Source organism: Nocardia arizonensis, from assembly GCF_001310275.1.
GTDB lineage: Bacteria > Actinomycetota > Actinomycetes > Mycobacteriales > Mycobacteriaceae > Nocardia > Nocardia arizonensis.
Genome location: NZ_LGYZ01000133.1, coordinates 153,317 through 168,327, shown reverse-complemented (window position 1 = coordinate 168,327; position 15,011 = coordinate 153,317). Strand labels below are relative to the sequence as shown.

The 15,011-nt window shown below is 67.0% G+C and carries 16 protein-coding genes, 1 tRNA gene and 1 pseudogene; 10 read left to right on the top strand and 8 right to left on the bottom strand.

Translation table 11 applies throughout. The features are described from left to right. Positions 1 to 303: 303 nt before the first annotated feature. From APZ21_RS32045 to APZ21_RS32035, 5 genes and pseudogenes are all read left to right on the top strand, one after another. Positions 304 to 582 (top strand): hypothetical protein, encoded by a 279-nt coding sequence (locus APZ21_RS32045; protein WP_063125123.1) that lies wholly within the window; start codon positions 304 to 306, stop codon positions 580 to 582. Positions 583 to 999: 417 nt separating this feature from the next. Then, the gene (locus APZ21_RS32040) at positions 1,000 to 1,893 is read left to right on the top strand and encodes a DUF3800 domain-containing protein (protein WP_054816831.1); all 894 of its coding nucleotides are present in this window, start codon (positions 1,000 to 1,002) and stop codon (positions 1,891 to 1,893) included. A gap of 291 nt (positions 1,894 to 2,184) precedes the next feature. Beyond that, positions 2,185 to 2,340: a helix-turn-helix domain-containing protein gene (locus APZ21_RS33500; RefSeq protein ID WP_082393624.1), complete on the top strand. Its 156-nt coding sequence runs from the start codon at positions 2,185 to 2,187 to the stop codon at positions 2,338 to 2,340. 4 nt (positions 2,341 to 2,344) lie between these two features. Next, positions 2,345 to 2,458, top strand: a pseudogene (locus APZ21_RS36570) (hypothetical protein); the annotation flags it as partial. 138 nt (positions 2,459 to 2,596) lie between these two features. Continuing rightward, on the top strand, positions 2,597 to 3,286 hold the full coding sequence (locus APZ21_RS32035) for a tyrosine-type recombinase/integrase (RefSeq protein WP_204249195.1): 690 nt from the start codon (positions 2,597 to 2,599) through the stop codon (positions 3,284 to 3,286). 114 nt (positions 3,287 to 3,400) lie between these two features. Here the strand turns inward: APZ21_RS32035 and APZ21_RS32030 are convergent. The 3 genes from APZ21_RS32030 to APZ21_RS32020 form a co-directional block, all read right to left on the bottom strand. Then, a tRNA-Pro gene (locus APZ21_RS32030) sits at positions 3,401 to 3,474 on the bottom strand. 60 nt (positions 3,475 to 3,534) lie between these two features. Next, positions 3,535 to 4,233, bottom strand: coding sequence for a DUF8017 domain-containing protein (locus APZ21_RS36110; RefSeq protein ID WP_054816829.1), 699 nt, complete (start codon positions 4,231 to 4,233; stop codon positions 3,535 to 3,537). 775 nt (positions 4,234 to 5,008) lie between these two features. After that, a complete protein-coding gene (locus tag APZ21_RS32020; protein ID WP_054816828.1) occupies positions 5,009 to 5,971 on the bottom strand; it encodes a metallophosphoesterase in 963 nt (320 codons plus the stop codon). A 357-nt stretch (positions 5,972 to 6,328) separates the two neighbouring features. On the opposite strand from APZ21_RS32020, the gene APZ21_RS32015 reads away from it, so the two are divergent. Then, on the top strand, positions 6,329 to 6,793 hold the full coding sequence (locus APZ21_RS32015) for a GatB/YqeY domain-containing protein (RefSeq protein WP_054816827.1): 465 nt from the start codon (positions 6,329 to 6,331) through the stop codon (positions 6,791 to 6,793). 67 nt (positions 6,794 to 6,860) lie between these two features. Here APZ21_RS32015 and APZ21_RS32010 read toward each other — a convergent pair whose 3' ends face one another. After that, the gene (locus APZ21_RS32010) at positions 6,861 to 9,218 is read right to left on the bottom strand and encodes a transglycosylase domain-containing protein (RefSeq protein ID WP_054816826.1); all 2,358 of its coding nucleotides are present in this window, start codon (positions 9,216 to 9,218) and stop codon (positions 6,861 to 6,863) included. Positions 9,219 to 9,590: 372 nt separating this feature from the next. Here APZ21_RS32010 and APZ21_RS32005 point away from each other — a divergent pair, with 372 nt between their 5' ends. Next, positions 9,591 to 9,914 (top strand): WhiB family transcriptional regulator, encoded by a 324-nt coding sequence (locus APZ21_RS32005; RefSeq protein ID WP_054816825.1) that lies wholly within the window; start codon positions 9,591 to 9,593, stop codon positions 9,912 to 9,914. Positions 9,915 to 9,991: 77 nt separating this feature from the next. Here APZ21_RS32005 and bagB read toward each other — a convergent pair whose 3' ends face one another. Together bagB and bagA are read right to left on the bottom strand one after the other, a co-directional pair. Next, positions 9,992 to 11,122: an ATPase BagB gene (gene bagB, locus APZ21_RS32000; protein WP_054816824.1), complete on the bottom strand. Its 1,131-nt coding sequence runs from the start codon at positions 11,120 to 11,122 to the stop codon at positions 9,992 to 9,994. Beyond that, complete coding sequence (gene bagA / locus APZ21_RS31995) at positions 11,122 to 12,141, bottom strand: ATPase BagA (RefSeq protein WP_054816823.1); 1,020 nt, start codon at positions 12,139 to 12,141, stop codon at positions 11,122 to 11,124. The genes bagB and bagA overlap by 1 nt, the downstream gene beginning before the upstream one ends. 164 nt (positions 12,142 to 12,305) lie before the next feature. Here bagA and APZ21_RS34605 point away from each other — a divergent pair, with 164 nt between their 5' ends. Genes APZ21_RS34605 through APZ21_RS31985 form a run of 3 tightly spaced genes read left to right on the top strand, consistent with a single transcriptional unit; the run spans position 12,306 to position 13,781 of the window. Continuing rightward, entirely contained in the window at positions 12,306 to 12,470 is a 165-nt protein-coding gene (locus APZ21_RS34605; protein ID WP_085999251.1) for a Sp36 family protein, read from the top strand. A gap of 2 nt (positions 12,471 to 12,472) precedes the next feature. Further along, on the top strand, positions 12,473 to 12,946 hold the full coding sequence (locus APZ21_RS31990) for a RidA family protein (RefSeq protein WP_054816822.1): 474 nt from the start codon (positions 12,473 to 12,475) through the stop codon (positions 12,944 to 12,946). A gap of 43 nt (positions 12,947 to 12,989) precedes the next feature. Then, complete coding sequence (locus APZ21_RS31985) at positions 12,990 to 13,781, top strand: MBL fold metallo-hydrolase (protein ID WP_054816821.1); 792 nt, start codon at positions 12,990 to 12,992, stop codon at positions 13,779 to 13,781. 49 nt (positions 13,782 to 13,830) lie between these two features. Here APZ21_RS31985 and APZ21_RS31980 read toward each other — a convergent pair whose 3' ends face one another. Next, positions 13,831 to 14,505 (bottom strand): Crp/Fnr family transcriptional regulator, encoded by a 675-nt coding sequence (locus APZ21_RS31980; protein ID WP_011206875.1) that lies wholly within the window; start codon positions 14,503 to 14,505, stop codon positions 13,831 to 13,833. A gap of 176 nt (positions 14,506 to 14,681) precedes the next feature. Next, the gene (locus APZ21_RS31975) at positions 14,682 to 14,924 is read right to left on the bottom strand and encodes a hypothetical protein (protein ID WP_054816820.1); all 243 of its coding nucleotides are present in this window, start codon (positions 14,922 to 14,924) and stop codon (positions 14,682 to 14,684) included. Between the last annotated feature and the right edge of the window lie 87 nt (positions 14,925 to 15,011).

Below are 15,011 nucleotides of genomic sequence, written 5' to 3'. Positions count from 1 at the left end.
GGGCGGTAAGACTCTGCTCACCGGAGTCACCGGGTATTACCTGGTGACACCGAGAATTTGCCACGCGCCCGCCGACTCGTCACCGACTTCACCGATACCCGTCGAATACCGGGAGCACACTGCAACAGCTGGCAACACCCCGGCGTCATCGCACGAAATATCGGCGCCGCAAGCTGATACCAGCCCCGGCGCCGGGACGATGCCGTCCCCTCATCGGCACATCGATCGGCCACGCGACCGGTCGGTGGCGAACGCCCCCGGCGCCGGGTGCACTGCAATGGCCTTCCGGAGGTGACGATGGAAATGTTCGTACTCATCGGATTGCTCGTGCTCATCTCCGGCCTACTAGCCGTGATCGCAGGCACCGTCTGGTGGCCCATCCCCTCGCACGTCGCCGACGGTGAGGAGTTGGTCGCCGACGTGTGGCCCGCGGGCTGGCCGCACGAGGCCCCCGAACGCCCCTTCACCCTGTTCGAGGCCCGCCAAGCTATGCGCCGCCACCGCCCCTGCCACATAGACCGCTGTGCCCGCAAAGCCGCCGCCACCCGAGCCCTCCGCGCCGCGGGCTACCCGGTCGACTGATTCCCACCTCGAAGTCCTCACGAATGTCCAGCGTGTGGACCGAATGAACGGCCAGGGCCTCTGTCGTGTCTCAACCACACGAGTCGGGGTGACAGGATTTGAACCTGCGACCTCCTCGTCCCGAACGTGGCTACTGTGTCTCGGCGCAGATCATCCGGTGCCGCTGAGCTGGCAAAATCTGCGATCGAGGACCGCCTAGTTCCGGCCTTTCTCGCGGGGCATGCTGCCGTTTTGATGCCTCGGCGACTGGTCCGAGTTTTACGACACGCGGTAGGAGTTGCGGTTGCAATCCAGGCGAAGTCTTGGCATCATCGGAAGCGCAAAAGCAACCGTCGCACACTGTGCGGCAGATCCTAAGGCCATCCCACTGGGGTGGCCTTAGTTGTGTCCTCAACCACATTGATGAACGATTGAGCGGTGCTTCTGTGCTATCTCGATGAGTCGGGCGACGAACAGGCTTTGCGTACACAGACCGACACTCCGGTACTCGTGATCGCTGGCCTAGTAGTCGACGACCGGCGAGTTCACGACATGGTGTATAGGTTCTTGCAGCTCAAGAAGAGGTTCCGGCCAGTCCTAGCCGATCTCTCCGTCAAGTTGAGCGAGCTGATCACCCATGAGATCAAGGGCTCTGACCTACGCAAAAACATCCGCGATGGAAACCGAAACGCGCGTCGTGCGGTCTACTCGCTGCTCCACGAGACGCTGAATCTCCTCGAGGACAGCAACGCCAAGGTCGTGGGGGAGATCCACGTCAAGGGCGAAGATCCGCTATCTCGCTGGGTGTACTCGGACACGGTGGCCCGCGTGGCTGTGCAGTTCGAGGCGCAATTGCATGCAGCCGCTACACGCGGCGCCATGATCCTCGATGCTAGGACCAAGTCGAAGAACGTTCCGTCGGTGCATCGGTTGACTACTCAGCGGTTTCGGACTGGCGGAGGCCCCTGCCCCAGCCTGGTCGAAAGTCCCGTCTTCGGCCACTCCGATGCACATGTCGCGCTGCAGATCGCCGATCTGGTGGCGTCTGCCCTACTCTTCCCGATGGCGTGTTTCGCATACTCCCAGAGTTTGATTAACAACGTTCACCTGAACGAGAGCTACGGAGAGGTCAGGAGTCGGTTCGGATCGAAGCTTCGCCTGCTTGAGCACCGCTATGCAGGTCCAGATGGGCGCCATGCCGGGGGGATCGCTGTGCGAGACAACCTCAACAACCAGCCCTCCTTGCAGTTGTACAAGGACTGCGACTTCGATACCGACCGCAGGGACCAATGGGAGCGTCGAAAAACAGCGAAGAAAGCTCCAGGGTACTGAGCTGTCGCCTGGGATTGGCCCTGCTGGGTGGTGGGTTGCACATCAAGGCGGGCCGGCTGCGCCTGCCCCTTATCGGCCTGCCTTTCGCGCGTAGAGGCTCCGGGGTCAAGAGTCGGCGAATGCCGATCACGTAGTGACGCCGAGGCGCTCTTGACGCTGGAGGGCGCGTGAACGCAATGCAGGCCACCACACAGCAGGGCCAAGCAGCCGAAGGACGCTCAGTAGTTCGGCAATCGGAGAAAGGGGGCCGAAGCCCCCTCCGGGGCAGTACGGGTTGGACCGTTCCCGGAGGTGGCGGCGCTGTTGGGCGTGTCCCGGGGCAACGCCTATCAGTTCGTGAACGACGGCGTGATACCGGCGAAACGCATGGGGCGTCGGTGGGTGATCTCCCGCAAGGCGTTCCATACCTGGCTGGAATCGTCGGACAATCTCCAGGAAGCGGTGTAGCCCAATGGGTTTCGTCAATCAGATCGAGTCGGGGAAGTGGAAGGCGTTCTGGCGGGAACCGTCGGGTGCGCAGCGGTCGAAGACGTTCCGCACCAAGAAGGAAGCGGACACCTTCCTGGCGCAAGTCGAGCTGGCGAAGACCAGTGGTACTTACATCTCTCCGCATGCTGGCCGATCCCTGGTCGCCGATCACGCTGCGGAGTGGATGCAGACGTGGAACACCGAGCGCACGACGGCCGCGCGTGACGAGTCGATCATGCGCACGCATGCGCTCCCGAAGGGGGGTAGCTGGCAGCTCGGCAAGATCGACCATCTGCCGGTGCAGAAGTGGATTACGGGCCTGTCGCAGGAGAAGTCTCGGGCCACGGTCGCCGAATGCAAGCGGATGATGTCCGGCGTGATGCGTTCGGCAGCGAAGAACCGCCTCATCGGTGTCGATCCCACTTCGGGCGTGCGTATCCCGAAGCGTCGCAAGCGGGATTCCGACGAGCGGTACTTGTCGCGGGAGGAAGTTCGGCAACAGCTGTTGCCTGCGGTCCGGCCGGAACGGTACCGGGTGTTCGTGGCGGTGGCAGCGTTCGCGGGTCTGCGGTGGGGTGAGGCGGCGGGTCTGTGCGAAGACGCCGTGGACCTGGACGCCGGGCTGCTGCGGGTGATCCGCGCCGTGACCGAGGTCGCCGGGCATGTCGAGTTCAAGCCGTTTGCGATGTCGCGTGCCGGTCGGCGGACGGTGCCGCTTCCGAAGTGGCTCGTCGCGGAGCTGCGGGACTGCATGCGCACCTACCAGCGTGGGCCGCACGGGCTGATCTTCACCAACGAGGTCGGTGGGCCAGTACTACGTGCGGCGGGTGGAGGATTGGGATGCGGTGCGCACGACGATGGGCGACGGCGACGACAGCGACGAGGACGGCTCAGACGGCGTTCTGGTGAGCTGATTCCGGGCTGATGCTGCCTTTTCGCTGCCTACCGGCATCGGCGTCGCTCCAGCTGTCCTCAGCAACGGAGAAGGCCCCTGACCAAAGCTACTGGTCAGGGGCCTTCCCGTCGTCTCAACCACGAGTCGGGGTGACAGGATTTGAACCTGCGACCTCTTCGTCCCGAACGAAGCGCGCTACCAAGCTGCGCCACACCCCGTGAAGCGAACCTGGAGTAGCTTACAACAGGGAGGGGCTGGACGTTAAACCGGCAGGTCAGTCAGCTTTCGTGGGGTCGGATACTGGTGAAGATGCGGCGGGCGGTGTCGGGGTCGACGGAGGCGGGGACGCCGGTGTCGGCGGCGATGACCATCACGAAGTTGCCGGTATCGGTCGGGGTGGCGAAGGTGTAGACGGAGAACTCGGTGGCGCAGCCGGGTTTGGCGCCGACGATCGTGCCCTTGGTCTCCACGAAGACGCCGTGCTGATAGCCGTCGAGCGAGTCGAGCGGCTGCGGCGGGCCCGCGGTGCCGCCGGCGGGGGAGTTGGAGTAGGCGGCCTTGGCGGTGCGGATGCCGAGTCGGGTCGCGGCCGTGGCGGAATCGGATTCGTCGGCGCCGGTCAGGAAGGCGACGGTGCGGGTCGAACCCGGGCAGTAGCCCTTGCCGTCGAAGGCGTAGCCCTTGCCGCCGACCGCGTCGGGCGGTGAACCGAAACCGCCGGATCTGTCAGGATCGGCCACCGTCCAGTCCGGGGGCACGTCGTAGGCGGCGCCGCTGTCGGGCGCCACCACCACCTGATAGCCCGGCACCACCGGCGTCTCCGTGCTGCGCGCCGCGGGAGCCTTCGGCGAGACCGGGCGCGCCGAGGTCGTCAACGCGCTCACCATCGAGGGCCCGGAATCGTCGTCGGCGGGTTCCGGGCTCCGATCACCCAGCACCGCCACCGTCGCCCCGGCGACGAGTACGACCGCCGCCACCCCCGCCCCGATCCACAGACGACCGTTTCCGCGACGTCGAGGAGCGGTGGCGTACGGGAAAGCATCCTCGAACCGAGGAGCCCCCGGCGTGGAATACAAGGGCGCGTACGCGGGTGTCGAATGCGAAGGTGCCTGTGGCGGTGCGGAATATGGGTTCGCCGTCGCATCGGGCCCCGGCGGTGCGGGCCGGTTCGGTGCGACACCCCGCGCGGCGGGAGGCGCCTGCGGAGATACCGTTGCGATGTCGAACGGTCGGTACGCGTGCGCGGCAGCGCTCGAGCCGTGCCCGGGTGCGGCATACGGCGGGCTCGCGGGCGTGGCGCCGAAGGGCGCGCCCGCACCGGACGGCGTGCTCGCGGCCCCGCTGCTCCAGGGCAATTCGGGAGCGCACCGCACGGGTGCGCCGAACGGGCCGTCATCCGAAAGGGACCAGCCACCAACGGCATCCGTTGAGCCCGGCCCGGCTTCCGGCGAAACAGACCGCCCGGCAATAGAAGTCGACGCGCCGCGACCAGTACGTCGAGAACTCCGGACATAGGACGGGACCGACGGCGCCCGCGAACCCGCGGTCGGGTGACCGACCGAAGTCTCACCGCGCCCACCGAATTCGTCGTTCATCGCCACACCCCGCGCACGATCGTACGCACCGGAACCGCAAACAGCTCGCTGACCACACCCACGTTGTCGTCCCCTGCTCCGACACCAAGTCTCGGCACGCGACCCTACCGGGTGCACCCCCGACCGTGCTCGCCGCCTCCGCGAGCACGACCCGAACTCAGCGTGCCACGGCCCGCGACGCCGACACCCCGTGACCCGAATCGGCGCCCGGACGCCGTGGCGGAGCCGCCACCAACGTCAACAACGTCGCCTCGGGACGGCAGCAGAAGCGATACGGAGCCCACGGCGAGGTGCCCAAGCCGGCCGACACGTGCAACCGGGTGTGCTCACCCCACTTCGACGGACCCTTCACTCGCGACTTGTCGATACCGCAATTGGTCACCAACGCGCCGTAGCCCGGCAGCACCAGCTGACCGCCATGCGTGTGCCCGGCCATCACCAGGTCGTAGCCATCCTCGGCGAACCGGTCGAGCACCCGCGGCTCCGGGGAATGCGTCAAACCGATCCGCAGATCCGCCATCGGATTCGGCGCGCCCGCGATGGTGTCGTACCGGTCACGTTGGAGATGCGGATCGTCCACACCCGCCGTGGCGATACGGACGCCGGCGACCTCGAGATCACGGCGCACATGCGTCAGATCCAGCCACCCGCGCTCGGTGAACGCCGCGCGCAGATCCTTCCACGGCAACGGAGCGCCATAGACCCGGCGGTGATCCTTCTTGAAGTACTTAGCCGGATTCTTCGGCACCGGCGCGAAGTAGTCATTGCTGCCGAACACGAAAAGCCCGGGACGCGAAAGCAACCCGCCCAACGCCTGCACAACAGCGGGCACCGAGCGCATATGCGACAGATTGTCACCGGTATCGACGACCAGATCCGGCTCCAACCGATCCAGCTCACGCAACCACTGCTGCTTCAACTTCTGACCGGGCATCATGTGCAGATCACTCAGATGCAACACCCGAAGGCTCGACGAGCCCGGCTGCAAGACCGGCATCGTAGCCTCGCGCAGGATGAAAGCATTTCGTTCGATGAGCGAGGCGTAGCCGATTCCGGCCACCGCGACTCCGGCGGCTCCCAGCGCGGTTCGGTAGACAGCGGAGGTCGAGATTACGGGCATTTGCCCAGCATAGGTGAGCACGCCCGAGAACGCTGGGTGTGATTGCGCACTGTGTCTCTGGCGGCGCCTTCGGCGCCGCGGGGTTCGCGGCCCCTTTTGTCTCGCGTCCGAGGGGCCGCGACTCGCGACTGCGTCGCATTGTCGCGGCCCCTCGGACGCGAGACGGCCGCGAACCGGTCGCTCGTAAGACTCGCTCCGGGTGGGCTGGGTTGGGTGTGGATGGGTCGGTTTGTGGTTTGGGGCTGGTGTGGGATCGGCCTGCACAGCCGACCTGGGAACACCGGTACCGCGCGCGACACCGGGGGGTGAGCGGTAAATGTGTGGGGTGGGCTCGGGGGGAACGGTTACGGTGGGGCCATGTCGGAACTCAAAGCGAAATTGCGGGCGGATATGACCGCCGCGATGAAGGCCAAGGACGCCTTGCGCCTCTCCACCCTGCGGATGTTGCTCGCGGCGATCCAGAACGCCGAGGTCGCGGGGGCGCAGGCGCGTGAACTCTCCGACGCCGAGGTTGTCTCCGTCCTCCAGAAGGAGGCCAAGAAGCGCAGTGAGGCCGCCGAGGTCTATACGCAGGCGGGGCGGGGGGAACTCGCGGCCAACGAGCACGCCGAGGCCCGGGTCATCGACGAGTATCTTCCCACCCAGCTCAGCGATGCGGAGGTCGCCGATCTCGCCGACACCGCCATCGCTCAGGTTGCCGAGGAGATCGGCGAGCGGCCGGGGATGCGGCAGATGGGGCAGGTCATGAAGATCGCTACGGGGCTGGCCGAGGGGAAGGCCGATGGTTCGCGGATCTCGGCTGCGGTGAAGGCCAGGCTCTGAGTCGGTCCTGAACGACGAAACCGCCGTCCCGAAGCGAATCGGGGCGGCGGTTTCGTTCATTCGCCCGCTATCTCGGCCACCAGGGCGGCAACTGCAAACCGGGGGGTACGGCCGGTGGCGCGGGTGCGCCGGGGATCGGCGCGGCGGGTGTGGGGGCCGCCCGCTGGGTACCGTCGCTGATGTAGATCGTGATCACCGAGCCGGGGATCGCCGATCCGTTGGGGGCGCTGCTCATGACATTGCCCTTGGGAAGCGGGCCGTTGCCGTTCACGGCTTGCACCTGGAAGCCCGCGGCGACCAGCGCGGCGGTCGCCTCGCTCTGGCCCATGCCGGTGACGTCGGGGACCTGCGCCTGGTTCGATCCGCGGACGTATTTGTCGTCAAGGGGCGGCAGCACCGGTTCGGGGCCCTTCTCGACCACCGGTTTGATGGCGTTGAACCAGGTGCGGGCGGGTTCGTTACCGCCGAACAGGTCGCCGCTGCCGCAACTGCGCAGCGGGAACGAGCAGATCTCGCCGGGAGTGGGGCTGTCGCCGTAGACGTAGGCCGCGCCCGCCAGGGAATTGGTGAAACCGAGGAAGGCCGAGGAGCGGTGGCTCTCCGTGGTGCCGGTCTTACCGGACAGCGCCCAGTGCCAGCCGGTGGCGGCGGCCGCGCCCGCGGCGGTGCCGCTGACGTCGTCCTTGCTCATGGCGTTGGCGAGAGTGTTCGCCAGACCGGGCTCGACCACCTGCTCGCACGCCTGCTGGGTCAGCGGAACGGGCTTGCCGTAGCGATCGGTGACCTCCTTGATCGGCGACGGCGGGCACCACCGGCCGCCGGAGGCCAGGGTGGCGGCCACATTCGACAGCTCGAGCGGGTTGATCGCCACCGGACCCAGCGTGAACGAGCCGAGGTTCTGCTCCTTCACCATGTCGGCCAGGCTCTGGTTGCCGTGACCGGAGCTGCCGGGTTCGGTGTAGGAACGCATGCCGAGACGCACGGCCATATCGACCGTCGGCGTCACGCCGACGGCCTGGATGAGCTTCACGAACGCCGTGTTCGGCGAGGTGGCCAGTGCTTCGGTCACCGACATGGGCGATTTGTACTTGCCCGCGTTCTCGACGCAGTAGGTGGCGGGCGGGCAGCCGCGCGCACCGCCGTTGCCGAGGCCCTTGGCGTCGAATCGGCCGGGCACGTCGAGTTGGGCATTGATACCCATGCCCTTCTCCATCGCCGCGGCGGTGGTGAAGAGTTTGAAGATCGAGCCCGCGCCGTCGCCGACCATGGAATACGGCTGCGGCTGCACCGTCTCGTTGCGGTCGCGGTTGAGCCCGTAGGTGCGGCTGCTGGCCATCGCGACCAGCGGATGGGAATCCGCCCCGGGCGCGATGATCGACATGACCTGGGCGATGTCGTCGAGGTTCGGGTTGGCGGCCTCGCTGAGCGAGCGCTTCACCGAATCCTGCACGGTCGGGTCGAGGGTGGTCTTGATCAGGTAGCCGCCCTTGTCGATCTGTTCGCGACTGATGCCCGCGTTCGCGAGGTACTGCAACGCGTAATCGCAGAAGAAGCCGCGGTCGTTGGCGGCGATGCAGCCGCGCGGCAGACCCTTGGGCTCGGTGAGCACGCCGAGCGGTTCGGCTTTGGCCCGGCGGAATTCCTCGGCACGCGCGGGGATGTTCTGGATCATGGTGTCCAGCACGGTATTGCGGCGCGCCAGCACACCCTCCGGGTTGGTGTACGGGTTCAGCTTGGAGCTGGACTGCACCATGCCCGCGAGCATCGCCGACTGGGCGACGTTGAGGTTGGCGGCGTCGACGCCGAAGTAGGTCTGCGCGGCGTCCTGGATGCCGTAGGAGGAGTTACCGAAGGGCACCAGGTTCAGATAACGGGTGAGGATCTCTTCCTTGGTGAGCTCGCGATCGAGGGTAAGCGCCATGCGGATCTCGCGGATCTTGCGGGCGGGGGTGGTCTCGATGGCGGCGCGTCGGTCGGCGTCGGTCTTGGCGACAACGAGCAGCTGGAAGTTCTTCACATACTGCTGATCCAGGGTCGACGCGCCCTGCTGGACCTCACCGCTGGTCGTGTTGGTGAGGAACGCGCGGATGGTGCCCTGCCAGTCGACGCCTTCGTGTTCGGCGAAGCGCCGGTCCTCGATCGAGACGATCGCGAGCTTCATGTCGTTGGAGATCTTGTCGCTCGGCACCTCGAACCTGCGCTGCTCGTAGAGCCACGCGAACGGCGCTCCGCTCGCGTCAACCATGGTCGACACGGCGGGCACCGTGCCCTCGACCAGTTCCGCGGACACGTTGTCGACGGCGTCGGCCGCGCGGTTGGATACGAACCCGAAACCACCTGCGAGCGGAAACAACAGACCGGCGACGAGCACGGCGGCCAACGCGCAGCTGCCTGCCAGCTTCGCGAGCGTATGTGTGATCGGCACGCCTGTCAGAGTACGGGGTGCGGTGGTCGCCGTTCGCACGAGTGTTTCCCGGGCGGCGCGGGTAATCCGGGGATAGCGGCGGCGTGTGGGCGTGTCGCACACGAGTGTCCCGCGTGTCGGGGGATGGCGGCGGGCACGGCGCGGCGACCGTCCGGTTCTCCGCGGGTGTCGCAGGGACGGACGTACCAATAAATCTCGAGACGGTCTTGCGCAGAGCCCATACCTTTACCTAGATTGAGAACCCAGTGTGATAGAGCTAACACTCAAAGTGGAATGTGGTGCAGTTCGCAGCGGGGTTCGGGTTGCCGCGAGCTGTTACGCGATTCTGGAGCGCCGTTGACCCGGTGTTCGGACTGCAAAGGGGCACACCAAATGCATATGACAACCCCCATCGCTCGATTGGACGTGGAGCAGGCCGAAGCGCGAATCGCCTGGGTAGCCCAGGCCCGATGCAAGGAAGTGGATCCCGATCAGCTGTTCGTCCGTGGCGCAGCGCAGCGCAAGGCGGCGACGATCTGCAGGCACTGCCCGGTGCTGATGCAGTGCGGCGCCGACGCACTCGACAACCGTGTCGAGTTCGGTGTGTGGGGTGGTATGACCGAGCGTCAGCGGCGTGCGCTGCTCAAACAGCATCCCGAGGTGACTTCCTGGGCGGATTTCTTCCAGGCCCAGCGGCAGCATCAGATCGCCATGTAGCGACGACGCGCGTGACACCGAGCCCGCGACCCGCGGGCTCGACGTCGTTTCCGAGCAATAGCGAGAGCGCCTGAAAGCTACCCGGATTCGGCCGCGCCGGTCAGCTGATCGCCCACGACGCGCAGCGCCGCCAGATCCGAGACCTCGAACGGAAGCGCGGTCACCGACACGATCGGCACCCTCGGGTGCGCACCGGTGAACCGGTGCAGCAGATGCTGTTCGCGTTTGGCGGTGGTGACCCGCTGCGCGTGCACCCGCAGGGCCGCCGCGGTCACGTCGTCGGTACCGGTGAGCTGTTCGGCCGCCGTGAGCGCCCGTTCCGCGTGTAGTCCGCACAGGGCCGGATGCGTGCGGTTGAGCACCAAGCCGGCCAGCGGCATGCGCTCGGTGGAGAGCCGGTCGACGAAGAAGGACGCCTCACGCAGCGCGTCCGGTTCGGGCGCGGCGACCACGAGGAAATGGGTTCCGGGCTTGGACAGCATCGCGTAGGTGCGCTCGGCGCGGTCCTGGAAGCCGCCGAACAGCGATTCCAGCGACTGAAGGAAGATCGAGGCGTCCTTGAGCATCTGGCCGCCCACGATCGTGGACACGCCGCGCATGGCCAGACTCATCGCACCGGTCACGAAGCGGCCGACACCGCGGCCGGGGGCCATGATGAGCCGGATCATCTTGCCGTTGAGGAAGTTCCCCAGCCGTTTCGGCGCGTCGAGGAAGTCCAGCGCGTTGCGCGATGGCGGGGTGTCGACCACGATCAGGTCCCATTCGCGCCGCCCGGCCAGTTGCCCGAGCTTCTCCATCGCCATGTATTCCTGGGTGCCGCCGAAGGAGGATGCCACCGTCTGATAGATCGGATTGGCGAAGATCTGCTCGGCCTTGTCCGCACTCGTGTGCTCGAGCACCATCTCGTCGAAGGTCCGGCGCATATTCAGCATCATCGCGTGCAACTCGCCCGCGACCTCGGGACCGAGATCCACTCGCTGTGGACTGTTGTCCAGATCCGCTACGCCGAGTGACTGGGCCAGCCTGCGCGCCGGGTCGATGGTGAGCACCACCACCTTGCGCCCGCGTTCGGCCGCGCGCAGGGCGATCGCGGCCGCGGTGGTGGTCTTGCCGACCCCGCCGGAGCCGCAGCACACCAGCACCCGGGCCGAGGCGTCCTCGATGATGCGCGAGATGTCCAGGGGCGCGGCGCCCGCCGATGTGGTCATCAGTGGACTCCCTGCGTGCTCAGATGTTCGGCCAACTCGTACAGTCCGCCCAGGTCGATGCCGTCGGGCAGGGCGGGCAGGTACAGCTGCGGCACATCGACCCGCTTCAGTTCCGCGGCGCTGGCGTCCTGGGCGCGCAGCGTCGCGGCGTGTTCGACGGTCTCGGTGACCAGCCCGGCGAAGTCGGCGTCGGACAGGGTGATTCCGGCGCTCGCCAGACCCGCGCGCAGCGCTTCGACGTCGATATCGCCGTCGGCGGCGCGTCCGCGGACCTCCGGCGGCAGGAATCCCTCGCCCGCGCGGTTCACGATCACGGTGCCGATGCGCAGTTCGTTGGCGGTGAGTTCGGCGACCGCGTCGGCGGTCTCCTGCACGGGCAGCGCCTCGAGCAGGGTGACCAGGTGGATCAGGGTCTGGTCCGAATGCAGCAGGCGCGAGACCCCGTCGGCCTGCGAGGCGATGGGGCCGCCCTTGGCGATCTCGCCCATGGCCTGGGTGACATCGAGGAAGGAGGCGATGCGGCCGGTCGGCGGTGCGTCCACGACCACCTCGTCGTAGACCCGCGCGCCCGACTTGTCGGTGCGCACGGCGCATTCCTTGATCTTTCCGGTCACGATGACATCACGGAGACCGGGAGCGATGGTCGTGACGAATTCGATGGCGCCCATCCGGCGCATGGCGCGACCGGCGAAGCCCAGGTTGTAGAACATGTCCAGGTATTCCAGGAACGCATGTTCGATATCGAGGGCGAGCGCGACCACCTCGCCGCCGCCGTCGGCGGTCGCGATCCGGGTCTCGGTGGGCGGCAGCGGCGGCAGGTCGAACAATTGGGCGATCGACTGGCGGCTCTCCACCTCGACCAAGAGCACCCGGCGACCGCCCGCGGCCAGCGCGAGCGCCAATGCCGCGGCGACCGTGGACTTTCCGGTGCCGCCCTTGCCCGACACGAAATGTAATCGGGCTTGTTCGGCGCGCTCGGGCCAGCCCGTTTCCGGCCCCGGCTCCGCCGAAATGGGCACTGCTGTTGGTACTCCCACGATCGCGAGCCTATAACTCGATCCGAGCAAGCGTCCGGGGGATACGGTCGGCGACCGATTTCCGGGCGCTTCCGTACCAGACAGCGGGCCCCGTGCGCCGCGCATCCGATGCTTTTCCCGGCGGGCGGGCGACTAGTCTCCTCGGTATGAGTGATGTGACCCTGTGGGAGTACGCCACCGTGCCGTTGCTGACGCACGCGACCAAGCAGATCCTCGACCAGTGGGGCGCCGACGGTTGGGAACTCGTGACGGTGCTGCCCGGCCCGACCGGTGAACAGCACGTCGCCTACCTGAAGCGTCCGAGGCAGTAGCCGTGGCCGCGGAAGCCGCGACCAACTGGCGGCAGAACCTGGAACGCCTCGGCGTGACGGTGCCCCCGGTGGTCGCGCCGGTGGCCGCCTACATCCCGGCCGTGCGCACCGGATCGCTGGTCTACACCTCCGGTCAGCTGCCGTTCGTCGACGGACAGCTCTCGGCTGTCGGGAAGGTGGGCGCCGAGGTCGGTGTCGAGGCCGCCGCGCACGCCGCGCGGCTGTGCGCGCTCAACGCGCTGGCGGCGGTGCACGACCTGGTCGGACTCGACGCCGTCGTGCGCATCGTGAAGGTCGTCGGATTCGTCGCCTCGGCGCCCGGATTCTTCGATCAGCCCCTGGTGATCAACGGCGCGTCGGAATTCCTCGGCGAGGTGTTCGACGAGGCGGGCCGACACGCGCGCTCCGCGGTCGGGGTGGCGGAACTGCCGAGGAACACTCCGGTGGAGGTCGAACTCATCGCCGAGGTGCGCTAGACACTTTGGTGGACAACGTTTCCCGATTCGATGGGGTAATCCGATGACGCTGACTCATCCCGCGTACGGGCGGTTGCGACAGGTGACGCCGACGGCGGCGGTCCTGCTGGCCGACAACCCCGGCCAGATGACCCTCGACGGCACCAACACCTGGATTCTGGGCGGGCCGGACGCGGCCGAATACGTGGTCGTCGACCCGGGGCCCGAGGATCACGCGCACAGCGAGGCCATCGCGCGGGCCACCGGAGGCCGGGTCGCCCTCACCCTCGTCACCCACCACCATCTCGATCACACCGGGGGCATCGACCGTCTGGTCGAGCTCACCGGCAGCCCGGTACGCGCGGTCGATCCGGCGCACCGGCGCGATACCGAGTCCGCGCCGCACGACGGCGAGGTGATCGAGGCGGCGGGATTGTCCATCCGGGTGCTGACGACGCCCGGCCACACCGGTGACTCGGTCAGTTTCGTCCTCGATGACGCGGTGCTGACCGGTGACACCATATTGGGCAGCGGCACCACCGTGCTGGCCTCCACCGAGGGCGCGCTGGCCGATTACCTCGAGTCGCTGGAACGGCTGGTCGAGGCGGGGGCGGGTAAGGCGTTGCTGCCCGCGCACGGTCCCGACCACGCGGACCTGGAGCCGGTGGCGCGGTACTACATCGCGCACCGGCACGAGCGCTTGGCGCAGGTCCGTGCCGCGCTGGGGCAACTCGGCGACGACGCCGATGCCATGGACGTGGTGCGGGTGGTCTACGCCGATGTGGATCAGCGGCTGTGGCCCGCCGCCCGCAGTTCGGTGCGGGCCCAGTTGGAATATCTGCGCGCGAACGGCTGATGATCCCGCCCGCCCGGTGCCGTACCGGGTGGGCGGGTCGTCGTCGGGGTCAGCGCGCGCGCCGGGCGAGGCGCTCGGAGTCGGAGATCAGCACGCTCTTGCCTTCCAGGCGTAGCCAGCCGCGGTGCGCGAAGTCGGCGAGCGCCTTGTTCACGGTCTCGCGGGAGGCGCCTACGAGTTGCGCGATCTCTTCCTGGGTGAGGTCGTGGGTGACGCGCAGCGCGCCCGCCTCCTGGGTGCCGAAACGCTGGGCCAGCTGCAACAGCGCCTTGGCGACCCGGCCGGGGACATCGGTGAAGATGAGGTCGGCCAGGTTGTTGTTGGTGCGTCGTAAACGCCGGGCGAGCACGCGGAGCAGCTGTTCGGCGATTTCCGGCCGCTGATCGATCCAGGACTTGAGCGCGTCACGGTCCATGGTGACCGCGCGAACCTCGGTGACCGTGGTCGCGGTCGAAGTGCGCGGACCCGGGTCGAAGATGGAGAGTTCGCCGAACATGTCCGACGGGCCCATGATGGTCAGCAGATTCTCCCGGCCATCGGGCGAACGACGGCCGATCTTCACCTTGCCCGAGGTGATGATGTACAGACGATCCCCTGGCTCACCCTCGTTGAAGATGACGTGCCCGCGCGGGAAATCCACTGGCTGCAATTGTTTGGCGAGTGCCGCCACTGCGGTGGGCTCAACGCCTTGGAAGATGCCTGCTCTGGCGAGGGCCTCGTCCACGAATGTGCTCCTTATGGGAAATGGCTTGTCCTGGACCGAAGCGATTCGGCCAACAGCGCAGTCTACGCGGACTTGTGACAGCGTAGTGACAGACACCACGTAACGCATGTATTGCGCGGCGGGGCGTTGGCCGGTCCGAAGCTCTGTGATGTTCTCGGTATCGGGGTGGGTCGGGCTCAGCTCGCCCGTGCGACGTCCAGCTCCTCACCCCTCGACCGGCGCTTGCGCATCCGGGCCACGGCGGCGGGCAGTCCGAGCTTGGTCAGCTCCTTCACCTCGGCGTTGCTGGCGTTGTCCAGGTACTGCTGAACCTCGGGCTCGGGTTCGAGAAGTTTGCGGAGCCGATTCTCGACCCGCTCCATGAGCAGAGCGAACAGCATCAACACCACTGGGAACAGCACCACAGCGAGTCCTTGCATAGCGAGCAGTAAACACTGTGTAGGTCTCAGATGGAACACGGCAGTCGATCTGGGCGGGCGACGGGTGTTCGCGGTTCCGTATGGTGG

Excerpts from the sequence above, each read along its gene's own strand:
- APZ21_RS32045 (WP_063125123.1), top strand. The coding sequence starts at position 304 with ATGTTCGTACTCATCGGATTGCTCGTGCTCATCTCCGGCCTACTAGCC.
- APZ21_RS32035 (WP_204249195.1), top strand. The coding sequence starts at position 2,597 with ATGCGCACGCATGCGCTCCCGAAGGGGGGTAGCTGGCAGCTCGGCAAG.
- APZ21_RS32020 (WP_054816828.1), bottom strand. The coding sequence starts at position 5,971 with ATGCCCGTAATCTCGACCTCCGCTGTCTACCGAACCGCGCTGGGAGCC.
- APZ21_RS32015 (WP_054816827.1), top strand. The coding sequence starts at position 6,329 with ATGTCGGAACTCAAAGCGAAATTGCGGGCGGATATGACCGCCGCGATG.
- APZ21_RS32005 (WP_054816825.1), top strand. The coding sequence starts at position 9,591 with ATGCATATGACAACCCCCATCGCTCGATTGGACGTGGAGCAGGCCGAA.
- bagB (WP_054816824.1), bottom strand. The coding sequence starts at position 11,122 with ATGACCACATCGGCGGGCGCCGCGCCCCTGGACATCTCGCGCATCATC.
- APZ21_RS34605 (WP_085999251.1), top strand. The coding sequence starts at position 12,306 with ATGAGTGATGTGACCCTGTGGGAGTACGCCACCGTGCCGTTGCTGACG.
- APZ21_RS31985 (WP_054816821.1), top strand. The coding sequence starts at position 12,990 with ATGACGCTGACTCATCCCGCGTACGGGCGGTTGCGACAGGTGACGCCG.
- APZ21_RS31975 (WP_054816820.1), bottom strand. The coding sequence starts at position 14,924 with ATGCAAGGACTCGCTGTGGTGCTGTTCCCAGTGGTGTTGATGCTGTTC.